Raw genomic sequence first — 13,965 nt, 5'->3', positions numbered from 1 at the left:
GTTCCGGGCGGGGCGAGGGCCTCAGTGGCCCATGCCCAGACCGCCGTCGACGGGGATCACCGCGCCGGTGATGTATGCCGCGTCGTCACCGGCGAGGAAGCGCACCGCTGCGGCTACCTCCTCCGGCTGGGCGAACCGGCCGGCGGGGATGGTGGCCTGGTAGGCCTTCTTGCGGTCCTCCGGCAGCTCGGCTGTCATGTCGGTCTCGATGAAGCCGGGAGCGACGACGTTGGCGGTGATGCCGCGACCGCCGAGCTCACGGGAGATGGAGCGGGCCAGACCGACCAGGCCGGCCTTGCTGGCCGAGTAGTTGGTCTGGCCCGGTGAGCCGTAGAGACCGACCACGCTGGAGATGAAGATGATCCGGCCCTTGCGCTGCTTGATCATTCCCTTGACCGCACGACGGGCGCACCGGAAGGCGCCGGCGAGGTTGGTGTCGATGACGGCGTCGAAGTCCTCGTCGCTCATCCGCATGAGCAGGCCGTCGCGGGTGACACCGGCGTTGGCGACCAGCACCTCCACGGGGCCACCCCAGATCGCCTCGGCGTCGGCGAAGGCCTGGTCGACCGAGGCCGAGTCGGTCACCTCGCAGCGCACCGCCTGCAGCCCCTCTGGAGGTTCGCCGGAGCGGTGCGTGATGACGACGTTGTCGCCGGCCTCAGCCAGTGCCGTGGCGATCGACAGACCGATCCCGCGGTTGCCTCCGGTGACCAACACGTTGCGGCCTGCCATGGATGTCCTCCGGGTGTCTCGACGGTCCGTCCGGCGGGCGCGCGCTCGCGCGGCGCCTCGGTCGCGACCTTATCGACTACCCATGGGTACACCGCATCCGGCGACGCCTATCGTGGACATGTGCCGCACGCTCACCGCCACCACCCCGACGAGCCCTTCGTCCAGTCGGTGACGTCCGTGCCGGAGTCGCTGGCCGAGGAGCAGAAGGGCCGGATCCGCCGCTACCTGGTCACGATGGCCATTCGCACGGCCTGCTTCATCGGGGCCGCGGTGACGGCGACGCAGGGGGCGCCGTGGTGGTTGTGGGGCACCCTGGCCGTCGCAGCGATCCTGCTGCCCTATGTCGCCGTGGTGCTGGCCAACGCCGTCCGGCCGCGGCAGCAGGGGTCGTCCGCACCCGTGACCCCGCGTGGTGACGGACCCGACCAGATCACACCGTGATGGACTCGCTTCTCTGCAGCGCCAAGGCCTGCCGCAACACCGCGACCTGGGCGCACCTGTGGAACAACCCCAAGGTCCACACGCCCGACCGGCGCAAGGTCTGGCTCGCCTGCGAGGACCACCGGACCTCGCTCGGTGAGTTCCTCTCGATCCGCGGCTTCCTCATCGAGACTGTGGCCGCCGACGCAATCCCCGAGACCGCCGGCTGAGGCGTTGCGCGGGGACGCGGCATACGGCCATTGCTGGCTGCCGCGCCACGAATGGTGACCTGCGGGCCGAAGGCACGACGATTCGTGGCGCTCACGCCGCGTCCCGTCGTGGACCCGCTGGGTCCATGGGAGGGCGTCAGCCGCCGATGGCGGACATGGGCCGGTCGGGCTGCACGAAGTCAGCGGTGCCGATGCCGTGACCGGGGGCCTTGCGCCACATCTCGCCCTGGATGAGGGCGGCGAGCTGCTCGTCGCTGGCGCCCTCGCGCATCGGGCCGAGCAGGTCGGTCTCCTTCTGCGAGAACAGGCAGTTGCGGACCTGGCCGTCGGCCGTCAGCCGGGTGCGGTCACACGCGGCGCAGAACGGTGCGGTGACGCTGGCGATGATGCCGACGGTCACCGGTCCCCCGTCGACGAGGAAGAGCTCGGCCGGGGCGCTACCCCTGTCGGCAGCAGGGAGCGGCGTGAGGGTGAACCGCTCCGCGAGCCGGTCGCGGATCTCCTCCGAGCTGATCATCGTCGAGGCGTCCCAGCCGTGCTGGGCGTCCAGCGGCATCTGCTCGATGAACCTCAGCTCGTAGCCGCGGTCGAGGCACCACTGGAGCAGGTCGGCGACCGAGTGGTCGTTGATCCCGCGCATGGCGACGGCGTTGACCTTCACCGGTGTCAGGCCGGCGGCCGAGGCTGCCTTGAGCCCGAGCTCGACGTCGTGGAGGCGGTCGCGCCGGGTCAGGTCGGCGAACTCCTGCGGGTCGATGGTGTCGAGGCTGACGTTGACCCGGTCGAGGCCGGCATCGGCCAGCGGCTGGGCCAGCCGGTCGAGCCCGATCCCGTTGGTGGTCATGGCGATCCTGGGCCGCGGCTCGAGGGCAGCCACGCGGCGCACGACGTCCACGAGGGAACGTCGCAGCATCGGCTCTCCCCCGGTCAGCCGGATCTGGTGGACGCCCAGACCCACGAAGACCCCGATCACGCGCACGAGCTCGTCGTCGGTGAGCATGTCGGGCTTGGCCAGCCACGGCAGTCCCTCGGCCGGCATGCAGTAGCGGCAGCGCAGGTTGCACCTGTCGGTGACCGACACCCGCAGGTCGCGAGCCACCCGGCCGAGCTGGTCCGGCAGCCCGACGGTGCCCTCGGGGGCACGCGTCGCAGCGCGAACACTGGGGAAAGGAAGGCCCGTCATGGTGCCTAGCCTAAGCCGGGTACCGTGAAGCAGTGGTCAAGGTGCTCACATCGCGTCGGTGGCTGGGTGCCTTTGGGGTCGCCCTGGCCTTTGCCGTCGCCGCATACTTCCTCGGCCAGTGGCAGTGGCACCGCTACGAGGCGAAGGCGGCCCGCGCCGACCGCATCCATGCGCACTACGACGCCAAACCGCGACCGGTGGCCGACGTGCTGACCACGACCGCGATGCCGCTCTCCGAGGAGTGGACCCGGGTCACGATGCAGGGCAGGTATGCCGCCGACGAGACGCTGCTGGTCCGCAACCGTCCGTTCGACGGCACCTACGGCTACGAGGTGCTGGTGCCCTTCCTCGACTCCTCAGGAGCCACCGTGCTCGTCGACCGTGGCTGGGTGATGAACGCCAAGAACGCCGAGACCCTGCCGGCCCTGGTGCCGTCTCCCGCGGGGACGGTCACGGTCACGGGCTGGCTGCGACGCTCGGAGCCGTCCCTGGGCAAGAGCCTGCCGGCCGGGCAGCTGGCGAGCATCAACCTGGGCGAGGCGAGCCGGCAGGTGGGCAGTCCGCTGCTAGGGGCATACGTGGTGCTCGGCGTCGAGCGACTGCCCGACGGCACGGCACCGGATCGGCCGACCGCCCTGGAGCCCCCGGACACCGACCTCGGACCACATCAGGCCTATGCGTTCCAGTGGTGGTTCGGCATGGTGGCGGGGTTCGTGCTGGTGTGGCTCGGGGCCCGTCGCGAGTACCTCGAGAGTGACGCTGCTCCCGAGCGAGCCGAGCCAGCCAGGCCGAAGAAGGTCCGCATCTGGGACGAGGAAGACGCCTGAGCGGTTGGCCCGCAGGCGGGTTCCCAGCTCACGCGTTCAGGCGTTCGACAGCTGTCGCCACTCGTCGGAGAGCAGGCCGTAGGTGAAGCCGTCGAGCCAGCCGAGGTCGGCATGCCAGGAGTCGCGGATCCCGTGCTGCTCGCGGCGCATTCCGAGCTTTTCGAGGATCGTCCAGGACGCCATGTTGTCGGCGAAGCAGCCGGCCGTGACGCGTCGCAGCCCCAGATCCTCGAAGGCCAGCGCCACCATCTCCCGCGCTGCCTCGGTGGCAAATCCCTGACCGGCATGGCCCGGGTCGAAGATGTACCCCAGCAGACCCTCGGACCGCTGGGCCGGCGTGCCGTCGTCCTGGCCCATCCCGTCGACCACCTCGAGCAGCACGGTGCCGATCACCCGCCCCTCGAGCTCGACCACGACGGAGTGGTCGTACGGGTCGTCGACGGAGGCCAGCCAGCCCCGCCGGTAGGCCTCCGGGTCGACGGTCGCCCGGATCAGCCAGCGGCCCACCTCGTCGAGGCTGCGGAACTCGAGCATCCGGCCGAGGTCGTCCGGCCGGGCGGGTCGCAGGGTCAGCCGCTCGGTGCGGCGCGGCCAGGTCACGTCAGGAGAGGTCACCGGGACTGGATAGCAGGGCTGGCCACGCCGGGACAACCGGATTCCGCCCGCACCCCCCCCCCCGCACGCTGACCGAGCTTCAGGCCGGGACGTCGCTGCTGCGGCTCTCCTGGTCAGCGAACTGGGTGGTGTAGAGGTCGTTGTAGAGGCCGCCACGCGCGATGAGCTCGCGGTGGGTGCCCCGCTCGACGATGCGTCCCTCGTCGACGACCAGGATCTGGTCGGCGCCACGGACGGTGGACAGGCGGTGGGCGATCACGATGGCCGTGCGGCCCTCCAGGGCGGTGTCGAGGGCCCGCTGGACGGCCGCCTCCGACTCGCTGTCGAGGTGGGCAGTGGCCTCGTCGAGGACGATCAGACCCGGTCCCTTGAGCAGCAGGCGGGCCAGTGCCAGTCGTTGCTTCTCGCCGCCGGAGAGCCGGTGGCCGCGGTCGCCGACCACGGTGTCGAGGCCCTCTGGGAGGGATCCGACGAGTGACCACACCTGGGCGGCCTTGAGGGCCGCGACGAGCTGGTCGTCGGTGGCGTCCGGGGCGGCGTACGTGAGGTTGGCACGGATGGTGTCGTGGAACAGGTGCGCCTCCTGGGTGACCATCCCCACGGTCCGGGCAACCGACTCGAGGGTGGCCTCGCGAAGGTCGACACCGTTGATGCGCACGGCGCCCGTGGAGGGGTCGTAGAGCCGGGCGATGAGGGCCGTGATGGTCGACTTGCCGGCTCCGCTCGGGCCGACCAGGGCGACCAGCTGACCAGGTTCTGCCTCGAAGCTGATGTCCCGCAGCACGACCCCGCTGCCCTTGCGGTCACCCGCAGCGACGCTCTCCAGCGAAGCCAGCGACACCTCGTCGGCCGAGGGATAGCGGAAGGCCACGCCGTCCACCTCGACCCGCACGGGTCGGGTCGGCAACGGTCGCGCGTCGGGGCGCTCGGTCACCAGCGGCTGAAGGTCGAGCACCTCGAAGACGCGCTCGAACGACACCAGGGCCGTCATGACGTCCACCCGCACGTTGGACAGTGAGGTCAGCGGGCCGTAGAGCCGGGCGAGCAGGGCGGTCAGGGCGAACAGGGTGCCGATCGTGAGCGAGCCGTTGACCGCCATCAGTCCGCCGAACCCGTAGACCATCGCCGTCGCCAGCGAAGCCACCAGGGTCAGGGCCACGAAGAAGATGCTGCGGTTGAGCGAGATCCGGACGCCCATGTCGCGCACGCCAGCCGCCTGCGCGGCATACTCGCGGTCCTCGCGGTGTGGTTCGCCGAAGAGCTTGACCAGCAGCGCTCCGGCCACGTTGAACCGCTCGGTCATCCGCGAGCCGAGGTCGGCGTTGAGGCCCATCTGCGCGTGGGCGAGGCCGGCGAGCCGCTTGCCCATGACCCGGGCAGGCAGCAGGAAGAAGGGCACCAGCGCGAGCGACGCCAAGGTCAGCTGCCAGGAGAGGGTGGCCATCGTCGCGATGATCAGCACCAGCGAGACGACGTTGCTCACGACACTCGACAGCACCGACGTGAAGGCTTGCTGCGCGCCGATGACGTCGCTGTTGAGCCTGCTGACCAGCGCCCCCGTCTGGGCCCGGGTGAAGAACGCGATGGGCTGGCGGAGCACGTGCGAGAAGACCTGGACCCGCAGGGCGTAGATGAGTCCCTCGCCGATCCGGCTGGAGTACCAGCGCTCAACCAGGGTGAGCCCTCCGCTGACCACGGCTAGCGCGGCCACGATCAGCGCGAGCTCGATGACCACGCCGCGGTCGCGCGGCGTGATGCCCTTGTCGATCAGCGCCTTGAGCAGCAGCGGTGTGGCCACGACCAGGGCCGAGTCAATGACCACCAGGACGAGGAAGAACCCGATCTCGCGTCGGAACGGCCGCGCGTAGGACCCGACCCGCTTGGCGGTCCCCGGTGCGAGCTTGCGGTCCTTCACGGAGTCGTCGCGGGTCAGCGAACGCATCGCCATCCAGCCCGAGTGGCTCACGGGACGTCTCCTCTGGTCATGGCCGTGGAACACCGTCGTGCTGACGGCGCATTCCCATCATGGGCCCGGCCACCGACATTGCGCGGAGCGCGGAACGCAGTGGAAGGCCCCCGTGGGCGTGGTGGAGGGTCGCTCAGCGTGAGAGCAGGCCGGCCAGGCCGTGCAGCAGCCGCCCCTGGGCCTCGCGTTCGAGGCGCAGCTGGGTCTCCCGGTCCGCCGACGCGGCGCTGCGCAGCAGGGGCTTCAGCTCACGCAGTGCAGCCTCGGGCGCAGCGAGGAGGGCCGCCACCAGGTCGGCCGTGGTGGCTGCGAGGGCGTCCAGCGGGACGGCGACGTTGGCCAGCCCCATGGCGACCGCCTCGGACGCTCCCACGAAGCGGCCGGTCGCGCAGATCTCCAGCGCCCGCGCCACCCCCACCAGCGACACCAGCGGGGTCGTGCCGGCCAGGTCGGGCACCAGCCCGAGCGAGGTCTCCCTCATCGCGAACTGCACGTCGTCGGCCACCACCCGCAGGTCCGCGGCCAGGGCCAGCTGGAAGCCGGCACCGATCGCGTGGCCCTGGACTGCGGCCACGACCACCGCAGGCACGGCCGCCCAGGCGGAGAAGCCCCGCTGGAAGTCCTCGATGACCTCTGCCGCGGCCTCGGCGCTACCGGCCGCCATCGCGATCATGTCGACCTCGCCGGGGATCCCGCCGGGCGCGAGCATGCCCCGGTCGAGGCCGGCCGAGAACGACGGTCCCTCGCCGCGCAGCACGACCACCCGGACGGCCGGGTCCAGCCCGGTCGCCACGTCTGCGAGGGCGGCCCACAGGCTGGGCGTCTGGGCGTTGCGCCGGTCCGCGTTGTCGAGGCTCACCGTGAGGACGGCGCCGTCGCGCGTGACGCTCAGGTGCGGGTGGGGCTGGGTTGCGTCGGTCACGCGGGCAGGCTATCCGCCCGTTCGAGGACGAGGTGCGCCACTGCCGAGGTCTGCGCCAGCGCGCCGGCCACCATGGACACTCCGGCCCGGCCGCAGTTCTGCGCCATCCGGTCGCGCAGGACGCCCTCCGCCACCATGAACGACACCACCACGGTGCGGTCCACCTCGTCCGGGAGCCGTCGAAGCAGCTGCTCGATCGTCGACCCACCCTCGAGCGCTGCGACGCCCCATGGACCCCATCCCTCGCGGGGGTGGTCTGCGATGGTGCGCCCCACGGTGGCGACGGCGTCGCTGTCACTGGAGCCCGCGGCATACAGGAGCACTGCGGTGGTGGGGTCGGGCGAGATTCCTTGCGCGGCAAGGAGTTCCTCGGCCGCGTCGAGCAGCAGCTCATGGGGACCAAGCGGGGACGCGAGCGACACCTGCGACCCGGACGACCGGGTCAGGTCGTTGACCGCGTCGGGCACGTCCACCTTGGCGTGGAACGCCGGGGTGAGCAGCACCGGAACCACGACGGCATGCGGACCGAGGTTCGCGGCGGCGTCCTTGGGGCTCGGCGGGTGGTGGTCGAGGTATGCCGTGTGGACCGGGCGATTCGGGGCCAGCTCGCGGACGTGGGTGGCCAGGGCTTCGACGCCCTGGGCGTGCCGGGGGTCCGGCGAACCGTGCGCCAGCAGGACGATGTCGGTGTCGGTGGTCACTCGCGTGACGCTACCCCCGAAAGGTCGCCGAGGCGCTCCCGCAGGTTGACGACCTGGCCCACGACCACGACGGCTGGGGATTGCACCCCTGTTGCCGCAGCGTCCCGCGCGGCGTGCAGCAGCGTGGTCGTGGTGGTGCGCTGCTCGGGGGTCCAGCCGCGTTCGACGAGCGCCACCGGCGTGTCGGCCGGGCGCCCCGAGGCGATGAGGGCGGCCGCCGTCTCGGCCAGGCGGGTGACACCCATCAGCAGGACGAGCGTGGCGTCCGGGGCGGCGTCAGCGGCCGCGGCGAGCACGTGCTCGGCCCCCTCGTGGGCCGACGCCACGACGAAGGAGGCCGCGATCCCACGATGGGTCACGGGGATGCCTGCGGCCGCGGGGACCGACACGGCGGAGGTCACTCCCGGTACCACCTCGACCGGCACGCCGTGCTCGAGGCAGTGCAGCGCCTCTTCGCCGCCACGCCCGAGCACGAACGGGTCGCCACCCTTGAGCCGGACCACCCGCTTGCCCAGCAGCGCGTGGTGGACGAGCAGCTCGTTGATCCGCTCCTGGCTGACGGGATGGTTGCCGGGGGTCTTGCCGACGTCGATCACCTCGACGTCCGCCCCGACGGTCTGGAGCAGCCCTCGCGGGCCGAGGCGGTCGGTCACGATGACATCGGCAGCCGCCAGGAGGGCGCGGCCACGCACCGTGATCAGGTCATCGGCGCCAGGACCACCGCCGACGAGGGCCACCCCTCCGACGGGTGTCGCTGTGCCCTGCGGCGTCGCCTCGCGCCGGACGCGCCGGACCGGGAGGGTCCCGCTGTCGAGGGCCGCGAGAACCGCGTCACGCACCGCGGTGGCGCGACGGGGGTCGCCTCCCGCGGTGACGGCCACGGTGAGGCCTTCGCTGGCGGTCCCGTCGGCACCGCGCGCCACCGCCGGTGTCCACGCGGACGAGGCGTCCGCGGCGTCGGCGCGCACGCACCAGATGCGGGCGGCGTCGGCCTCGCGCGCGACCTGAGCGTCAACGAGCGGGTCACCGGTCGCCGTGTGGACCAGCCAGGCAGGGTCAAGGACGCCCTCAGCCTGCGAGTTTGAGAGATCGTCAGGGTCAGGACCCCCACGATCCTTCAGAGTCAGGTCACCGGGGAGGTAGTCACGGCGCACCCAGGAGATCATGCCGGTCGTGGCAAGCGTCGCCAGGTCCTCGCAGACGAACGGTGCGACGAGGTCCACGAGGGCTCCCGCGTCGACCAGACCTGCGGCCCGGCGGGCGGCGACCGGCCCACCACCCACCACCACGACCCGGCGCCCGGCCAGGTCGAGGGTGAGGGGGTATGCCGGCGACGTCATCAGATGCCCTCTCCGGCGTTGCGGTCCGGCGCGTCGGCCATCCCCGCGGCGAGCGTGGATCCGTCGGCCTCGTCGATGAGCAGGAACGCGCCGGTGCGGCGCAGTGCGCGGTAGTCGTCGACGGCGATGTCGTCGGCGAGGCGGATCCGGACCCGTCCGATGGCGTTGAGCGCCAACCCGTCCGGGGCCGTCCGCTGCTCCATCGTGGCGATGTCCAGCTGGTCCACGATGTCGTCCACGAGGGCCCGCACGGTGCGCGTGCCGACGCGCAGCAGGACGCGGTCGCGCTGGCGCAGCGGCCGTTCGGACAGGACGGCGACGGTGCCTGACAGGTCGCGGGTCGTCAGGCTCGGCTCGTCCGCTGCAGCGATCAGGTCGCCACGCGACACGTCGATGTCGTCGGTCAGCCGCAGGACGACCGACTGCGGCGCGAAGGCCACGTCGAGCGACTCGACGGAGCCGTCGGCGCGCGCGCGGTCGATACCCGCGATGGTGGTGCGGCCACCGCCCGGCAGGACGACGACCTCGTCGCCCGGGCGGACGACACCGGAAGCCAGCCGACCGGCATACCCGCGGTAGTCGGGGTGCTGGGCGCTCTGCGGTCGGATGACGAACTGGACCGGCATGCGCAACGGCTGGGCCGAGGGGTCGGTGCCGACCGGCACGGCCTCGAGGTGCTCGAGCAGGGTGGGTCCGGTGTACCAGGCCGCCCGGTCGGACCGGTCCACGACGTTGTCGCCGAACAGCGCGGAGACCGGCACTGCCACGACGTCCTCGATGCCGAAACGCGTTGCGTGGCGGGCGAACTCGGCCACGATGTCGTCGAACCGCTGCTGCGACCAGTCGACCAGGTCCATCTTGTTGACGGCGACCGCCACGTGCCGGACGCCCAGCAGTCCGGTGACCGCGAGGTGACGCCGGGTCTGCTCGACGACCCCGTGACGGGCGTCGATGAGGATCAGGGCGAGCTCGGCCGTGGAGGCGCCGGTGACCATGTTGCGGGTGTACTGGACGTGACCCGGAGTGTCGGCGAGGACGTAGGACCGGGTGGCCGTCGAGAAGTAGCGGTAGGCGACGTCGATGGTGATGCCCTGCTCGCGCTCGGCCCGCAGACCGTCGGTGAGCAGCGCGAGGTCGGCAGCGTCCAGGCCGCGCTCACGGCTGACCCGCTCGACCGCGTCGAGCTGGTCGGCGAGGACCGACTTCGTGTCGTAGAGCAGGCGACCGACCAGGGTCGACTTCCCGTCGTCGACGGAGCCGGCCGTGGCCAGCCGGAGCAGCTCATGGCGGCGGGGCGGTGCCAGGAGCTCGTCTGCAACGGTCACTGGGGCCTCGCTGTCGTGGGTGGTGATGGCGGGAGTCGTGATGGCGGGAGTCGTGATGGCGTGGGTGGTGGTCATGCCGTGGCCTCGCGCGCCATCAGAAGTACCCCTGCTTCTTGCGGTCCTCCATGGCGGCCTCGGACATCCGGTCATCGGCCCGCGTCGCACCGCGCTCGGTGAGCCGCGACGCCGCCAGCTCGATGATCACGCCGGCCACGTCGGTGGCGTCCGAGTCGACCGCGCCGGTGCAGCTCATGTCGCCGACCGTGCGGTAGCGGACGGTGCGGGTCTGCACCTCCTCCCCCGTCTTGGGACCGCCCCACTCGCCGGGAGCCAGCCACATGCCATCCCGCCCGAAGACCTCGCGCTCGTGGGCGTAGTAGAGGTCGGGCAGCGCGATCTCCTCGCGCTCGATGTAGCGCCACACGTCGAGCTCGGTCCAGTTGGACAGCGGGAAGACCCGCACGTGCTCGCCGGGGGCGTGCTTGCCGTTGTAGAGGTCCCACAGCTCGGGCCGTTGGCGGCGCGGGTCCCAGGCGCCGAACGAGTCGCGCAGGCTGAAGACCCGTTCCTTGGCGCGGGCCTTCTCCTCGTCGCGCCGGCCCCCGCCGAACACGGCGTCGAACTTGCCCGCCTCGATGGCGTCGAGCAGGGGGACGGTCTGCAGCGGGTTGCGGGTGCCGTCGGGGCGCTCGCGCAGCCGGCCGTCATCGATGTAGTCCTGCACGTGCGCGACGACCAGGCGCACCCCGAGCCGGTCGACGGTCGCGTCGCGGTAGTCGAGCACCTCGGGGAAGTTGTGGCCGGTGTCGACGTGCAGCAGGGTGAACGGCAGCGCAGCCGGCGCGAAGGCCTTGAGCGCCAGGTGCACCATGACGACCGAGTCCTTGCCACCGGAGAACAGGATGACGGGGCGCTCGAACTCCCCCGCGACCTCTCGGAAGATGTGGATCGCCTCGGACTCCAGGTGGTCGAGGTGGTCGAGCGTGTACTCGTCGGGCAGCGCCCGCGCGGCGGTGGTGGTCATGTGTGCAACCCGCATTCGGTCTTGTCCTGGCCCGCCCAGCGGCCGGCTCTGGCGTCCTCGCCCTCGGCGACGGGGCGGGTGCAGGGTGCGCAGCCGATCGAGGCGTAGCCCTCCTGCCGCAACGGGTTGAGGAAGACCCCGTGCTCGGCGACGTAGCGGTCCACGTTGTCGTCGGTCCAGCCCGCGATCGGGTTGAGCTTGACCATGGCGCGCTTGTCGTCCCAGCCGACGATGCCGATGTCGGTGCGGGTCGGGGCGTCCACCCGACGCAAGCCGGTCACCCAGGCCTGGTGGGTGGAGAGCGCGCGGTTCAGCGGTTCGACCTTGCGCATCGCGCAGCACGAGTTCGGGTCGCGGTCGTGCAGCTTCTCGCCGTACTTGGCGTCCTGCTGCGGCACGGTGAGCAACGGCAGGATGGTCCGGATCTTGATCGGCAGCATGGCCTCGTAGGCGTCGCGCGTGCCGAGCGTCTCGACGAAGTGGTAGCCGGTGTCGAGGAAGAACACGTCGGCGTCCTTGAGGGTGGTGCCCACGAGGTGCACCAGCACCTCGTCGCCCATCGACGACGCGACCGTGAGCCGCTCGCCGAACGTCTCGTGCGCCCAGACCAGCGCCTGCCGCGCCAGCTCCACCCGAGCGAGGTATGCCGCGTCGGCGCCAGTCCCAGCGCCGCCGTCCGCCTCCAGTGCCGCGAACCGGGCAGCACCCTCGTCGGCCAGCCGGCGCAGTGCCTCCGGGGTGCGGGTGTCGGTCGTGGTGGTCATGACTGCCTCCTGCTCTGCAGCTCTTCTTCCTCGCGGACGCGGCCGGGGATCCGGGACGTGTCCAGGGCCGCCATCTGCACGGTGAAGACCCGGGCGCAGGCGTTGCAGCGCCAGGCACCCTGCGGCTCCTCGACGGGGCGCAGGTCCTCCTCGGCGCAGAACGGGCAGTAGTAGATGACGCTGGCGCGGGGGCTCTCGCTCATCGGAGGTCGTCCTCCTCTGCACGCTGGGCCCAGTGGGCGAACGACTCGGTGCCCTCGCGCTGCTCGAGGAAACGTCCGGCCAGTCGCTCGATGTACTCCGGCAGGTCCTCGGCGCGCACCTTGAGGGCCCGGGTCTTGCGGGCCAGCTGGGTCTCGGTGCCCAGCCCGCCGCCGAGGTGGACCTGGAAGATCTCCACGAGGTTGCCGTCGTCGTCGGTCTGCACCATGCCCTTGAGACCGACGTCGGCCACCTGGGTGCGGGCGCAGGAGTTGGGGCAGCCGTTGATGTGGATCGAGAACGGCACGTCGAAGTCGGGCAGCCGACGCTCCATCTCGGCGATCACCGTGTGGGCCCGGGCCTTGGTCTCGACGAGGGCGAGCTTGCAGAACTCGATGCCGGTGCAGGCCATCAGCCCGCGCCGCCACTCGCTCGGCGCCGACGGCAGACCCGCGGCGGTGAGCCCCTCGGTCAGGGCTGCGACCTCCTTCTGGGGCACGTCGAGCACGAGCAGCTTCTGGTGGGCGGTGAGCCGCACCCGACCGGAGCCGTGCCGCGAGGCCAGCTCCGCGACGGCATACAGGGTGCTCCCGCTCACGCGGCCGGCGATGGGGGCGACGCCGACCCAGAAGTCGCCGTCCTGCTGGGCGTGCACGCCGACATGGTCGCGGCGGTGAGCAGACGGCGGTGGCGGCGCGGGCCCGTCGGTGAGGGCGCGCTCGAGGTACTCCTTCTCGAGCACCTCGCGGAACTTCTCCGGACCCCAGTCGGCCATCAGGAACTTCAGCCGGGCGCGGTTGCGCAGCCGCCGGTAGCCGTAGTCGCGGAAGATCGAGACGACGCCCTTCCAGACGTCGGGGATCTCGTCGAGACCGACCCACACGCCGAGGCGCTGGGCGAACATCGGGTTGGTGGACAGTCCCCCACCGACCCACACGTCGAACCCGGGACCGTGCTCGGGGTGCTCGACACCGACGAACGAGATGTCGTTGACCTCGTGGGCGACGTCGAGGCTCGGGCTGCCGGAGATGGCCGTCTTGAACTTGCGCGGCAGGTTGGAGAACTCGGGGCTGCCGATGTAGCGCTCCAGGATCTCGCGGACCGCCGGGGTGCCGTCGAGCACCTCGTCGGCGGCGATGCCGGCCACCGGTGACCCCAGGATGACGCGCGGGGTGTCGCCGCAGGCCTCGGCCGTGGTCAGGCCGACCGCCTCGAGCCGCGACCAGATCTCGGGGACGTCCTCGACGCGGATCCAGTGCAGCTGGATGTTCTGGCGGTCGGTGATGTCGGCGGTGTCGCGGGCGAACTCGGTGCTGATCTGGGCGACCGTGCGCAGCTGGTCGCCGTCGAGCGCTCCGCCGTCGCTGCGGACCCGCAGCATGAAGAACTCGGCGTCCAGCTCGCTCGGGTCCAGGGTGGCGGTCTTGCCGCCGTCGATGCCGGGCTTGCGCTGGGTGTACAGACCCCACCAGCGCATCCGCCCGCGCAGGTCCTCCCCCGAGATCGAGGCGAAGCCCTCCTTGGAGTAGACCTCCTCGATGCGAGCCCGGACGTTCAGGCCGTCATCGGCCTGCTTGAACTCCTCGTTCGCGTTCAGCGGGGTGCGGTCGCCGTCGGCCCAGGCGCCGGTGGCCTTGCCTGCCTGCCGCTGCGGCCTGGTCGGGGTCTGCGTCACCCAGCCATTGTGCCAACTGTGTTATGGATTGCATAACCGT

General features: G+C 71.4%; 15 protein-coding genes. 3 read left to right on the top strand and 12 right to left on the bottom strand.

Annotated elements, in window-relative coordinates:
- Positions 1-21 precede the first annotated feature (21 nt).
- Positions 22-732 (bottom strand): 3-oxoacyl-[acyl-carrier-protein] reductase, encoded by a 711-nt coding sequence (fabG, locus tag EAH86_RS05710; RefSeq protein WP_140737689.1) that lies wholly within the window; start codon positions 730-732, stop codon positions 22-24.
- A 120-nt stretch (positions 733-852) separates the two neighbouring features.
- On the opposite strand from fabG, the gene EAH86_RS05705 reads away from it, so the two are divergent.
- Both EAH86_RS05705 and EAH86_RS05700 read left to right on the top strand, forming a co-directional pair.
- The gene (locus EAH86_RS05705; RefSeq protein WP_140737688.1) at positions 853-1,173 is read left to right on the top strand and encodes a DUF3099 domain-containing protein; all 321 of its coding nucleotides are present in this window, start codon (positions 853-855) and stop codon (positions 1,171-1,173) included.
- Complete coding sequence (locus tag EAH86_RS05700) at positions 1,173-1,382, top strand: hypothetical protein (RefSeq protein ID WP_140737687.1); 210 nt, start codon at positions 1,173-1,175, stop codon at positions 1,380-1,382. The genes EAH86_RS05705 and EAH86_RS05700 overlap by 1 nt, the downstream gene beginning before the upstream one ends.
- Before the next feature lie 136 nt (positions 1,383-1,518).
- On the opposite strand, the gene moaA is transcribed toward EAH86_RS05700, so the two are convergent.
- Complete coding sequence (gene moaA / locus EAH86_RS05695; protein WP_140737686.1) at positions 1,519-2,565, bottom strand: GTP 3',8-cyclase MoaA; 1,047 nt, start codon at positions 2,563-2,565, stop codon at positions 1,519-1,521.
- 32 nt (positions 2,566-2,597) lie between these two features.
- Here moaA and EAH86_RS05690 point away from each other — a divergent pair, with 32 nt between their 5' ends.
- Positions 2,598-3,392 carry an SURF1 family protein gene (locus tag EAH86_RS05690; protein WP_140737685.1) on the top strand — a complete coding sequence of 265 codons (795 nt, stop codon included), beginning with the start codon at positions 2,598-2,600 and terminating at the stop codon, positions 3,390-3,392.
- A 36-nt stretch (positions 3,393-3,428) separates the two neighbouring features.
- Here the strand turns inward: EAH86_RS05690 and EAH86_RS05685 are convergent, their stop codons facing one another.
- The 10 genes from EAH86_RS05685 to EAH86_RS05640 all read right to left on the bottom strand — a co-directional run bounded on the left by EAH86_RS05685 (position 3,429) and on the right by EAH86_RS05640 (position 13,925).
- Positions 3,429-4,007, bottom strand: coding sequence for a GNAT family N-acetyltransferase (locus EAH86_RS05685; protein ID WP_140737684.1), 579 nt, complete (start codon positions 4,005-4,007; stop codon positions 3,429-3,431).
- Positions 4,008-4,086: 79 nt separating this feature from the next.
- A complete protein-coding gene (locus tag EAH86_RS05680; protein ID WP_140738871.1) occupies positions 4,087-5,955 on the bottom strand; it encodes an ABC transporter ATP-binding protein in 1,869 nt (622 codons plus the stop codon).
- A gap of 151 nt (positions 5,956-6,106) precedes the next feature.
- On the bottom strand, positions 6,107-6,895 hold the full coding sequence (locus EAH86_RS05675) for an enoyl-CoA hydratase/isomerase family protein (protein WP_140737683.1): 789 nt from the start codon (positions 6,893-6,895) through the stop codon (positions 6,107-6,109).
- A complete protein-coding gene (locus EAH86_RS05670; protein ID WP_161988575.1) occupies positions 6,892-7,596 on the bottom strand; it encodes a sirohydrochlorin chelatase in 705 nt (234 codons plus the stop codon). Before EAH86_RS05670 ends, EAH86_RS05675 begins: the two co-directional genes overlap by 4 nt.
- Positions 7,593-8,936, bottom strand: coding sequence for a uroporphyrinogen-III C-methyltransferase (gene cobA / locus EAH86_RS05665; RefSeq protein ID WP_140737681.1), 1,344 nt, complete (start codon positions 8,934-8,936; stop codon positions 7,593-7,595). Before cobA ends, EAH86_RS05670 begins: the two co-directional genes overlap by 4 nt.
- Complete coding sequence (locus EAH86_RS05660) at positions 8,936-10,336, bottom strand: sulfate adenylyltransferase subunit 1 (RefSeq protein ID WP_140737680.1); 1,401 nt, start codon at positions 10,334-10,336, stop codon at positions 8,936-8,938. Before EAH86_RS05660 ends, cobA begins: the two co-directional genes overlap by 1 nt.
- A 19-nt stretch (positions 10,337-10,355) precedes the next feature.
- On the bottom strand, positions 10,356-11,285 hold the full coding sequence (gene cysD / locus EAH86_RS05655) for a sulfate adenylyltransferase subunit CysD (protein WP_140737679.1): 930 nt from the start codon (positions 11,283-11,285) through the stop codon (positions 10,356-10,358).
- On the bottom strand, positions 11,282-12,049 hold the full coding sequence (locus tag EAH86_RS05650; protein WP_140737678.1) for a phosphoadenylyl-sulfate reductase: 768 nt from the start codon (positions 12,047-12,049) through the stop codon (positions 11,282-11,284). Before EAH86_RS05650 ends, cysD begins: the two co-directional genes overlap by 4 nt.
- The gene (locus tag EAH86_RS05645) at positions 12,046-12,252 is read right to left on the bottom strand and encodes a hypothetical protein (RefSeq protein WP_140737677.1); all 207 of its coding nucleotides are present in this window, start codon (positions 12,250-12,252) and stop codon (positions 12,046-12,048) included. The genes EAH86_RS05650 and EAH86_RS05645 overlap by 4 nt, the downstream gene beginning before the upstream one ends.
- Positions 12,249-13,925, bottom strand: coding sequence for a nitrite/sulfite reductase (locus tag EAH86_RS05640; protein WP_140737676.1), 1,677 nt, complete (start codon positions 13,923-13,925; stop codon positions 12,249-12,251). The genes EAH86_RS05645 and EAH86_RS05640 overlap by 4 nt, the downstream gene beginning before the upstream one ends.
- Positions 13,926-13,965 lie beyond the last annotated feature (40 nt).

The organism is Pedococcus bigeumensis (assembly GCF_006438965.1).
In the GTDB taxonomy this organism is placed as follows: domain Bacteria; phylum Actinomycetota; class Actinomycetes; order Actinomycetales; family Dermatophilaceae; genus Pedococcus; species Pedococcus bigeumensis_A.
This window is presented reverse-complemented; position numbering and strand designations above follow the sequence as displayed.

What these genes read in the sequence shown, in the direction of transcription:
- cysD (WP_140737679.1), bottom strand. Translation starts at nt 11,285, where the DNA reads ATGACCACCACCGCCGCGCGGGCGCTGCCCGACGAGTACACGCTCGAC.
- EAH86_RS05660 (WP_140737680.1), bottom strand. Translation starts at nt 10,336, where the DNA reads ATGACCACCACCCACGCCATCACGACTCCCGCCATCACGACTCCCGCC.
- EAH86_RS05650 (WP_140737678.1), bottom strand. Translation starts at nt 12,049, where the DNA reads ATGACCACCACGACCGACACCCGCACCCCGGAGGCACTGCGCCGGCTG.
- EAH86_RS05700 (WP_140737687.1), top strand. Translation starts at nt 1,173, where the DNA reads ATGGACTCGCTTCTCTGCAGCGCCAAGGCCTGCCGCAACACCGCGACC.
- fabG (WP_140737689.1), bottom strand. Translation starts at nt 732, where the DNA reads ATGGCAGGCCGCAACGTGTTGGTCACCGGAGGCAACCGCGGGATCGGT.
- moaA (WP_140737686.1), bottom strand. Translation starts at nt 2,565, where the DNA reads ATGACGGGCCTTCCTTTCCCCAGTGTTCGCGCTGCGACGCGTGCCCCC.
- EAH86_RS05645 (WP_140737677.1), bottom strand. Translation starts at nt 12,252, where the DNA reads ATGAGCGAGAGCCCCCGCGCCAGCGTCATCTACTACTGCCCGTTCTGC.
- cobA (WP_140737681.1), bottom strand. Translation starts at nt 8,936, where the DNA reads ATGACGTCGCCGGCATACCCCCTCACCCTCGACCTGGCCGGGCGCCGG.
- EAH86_RS05680 (WP_140738871.1), bottom strand. Translation starts at nt 5,955, where the DNA reads ATGGCGATGCGTTCGCTGACCCGCGACGACTCCGTGAAGGACCGCAAG.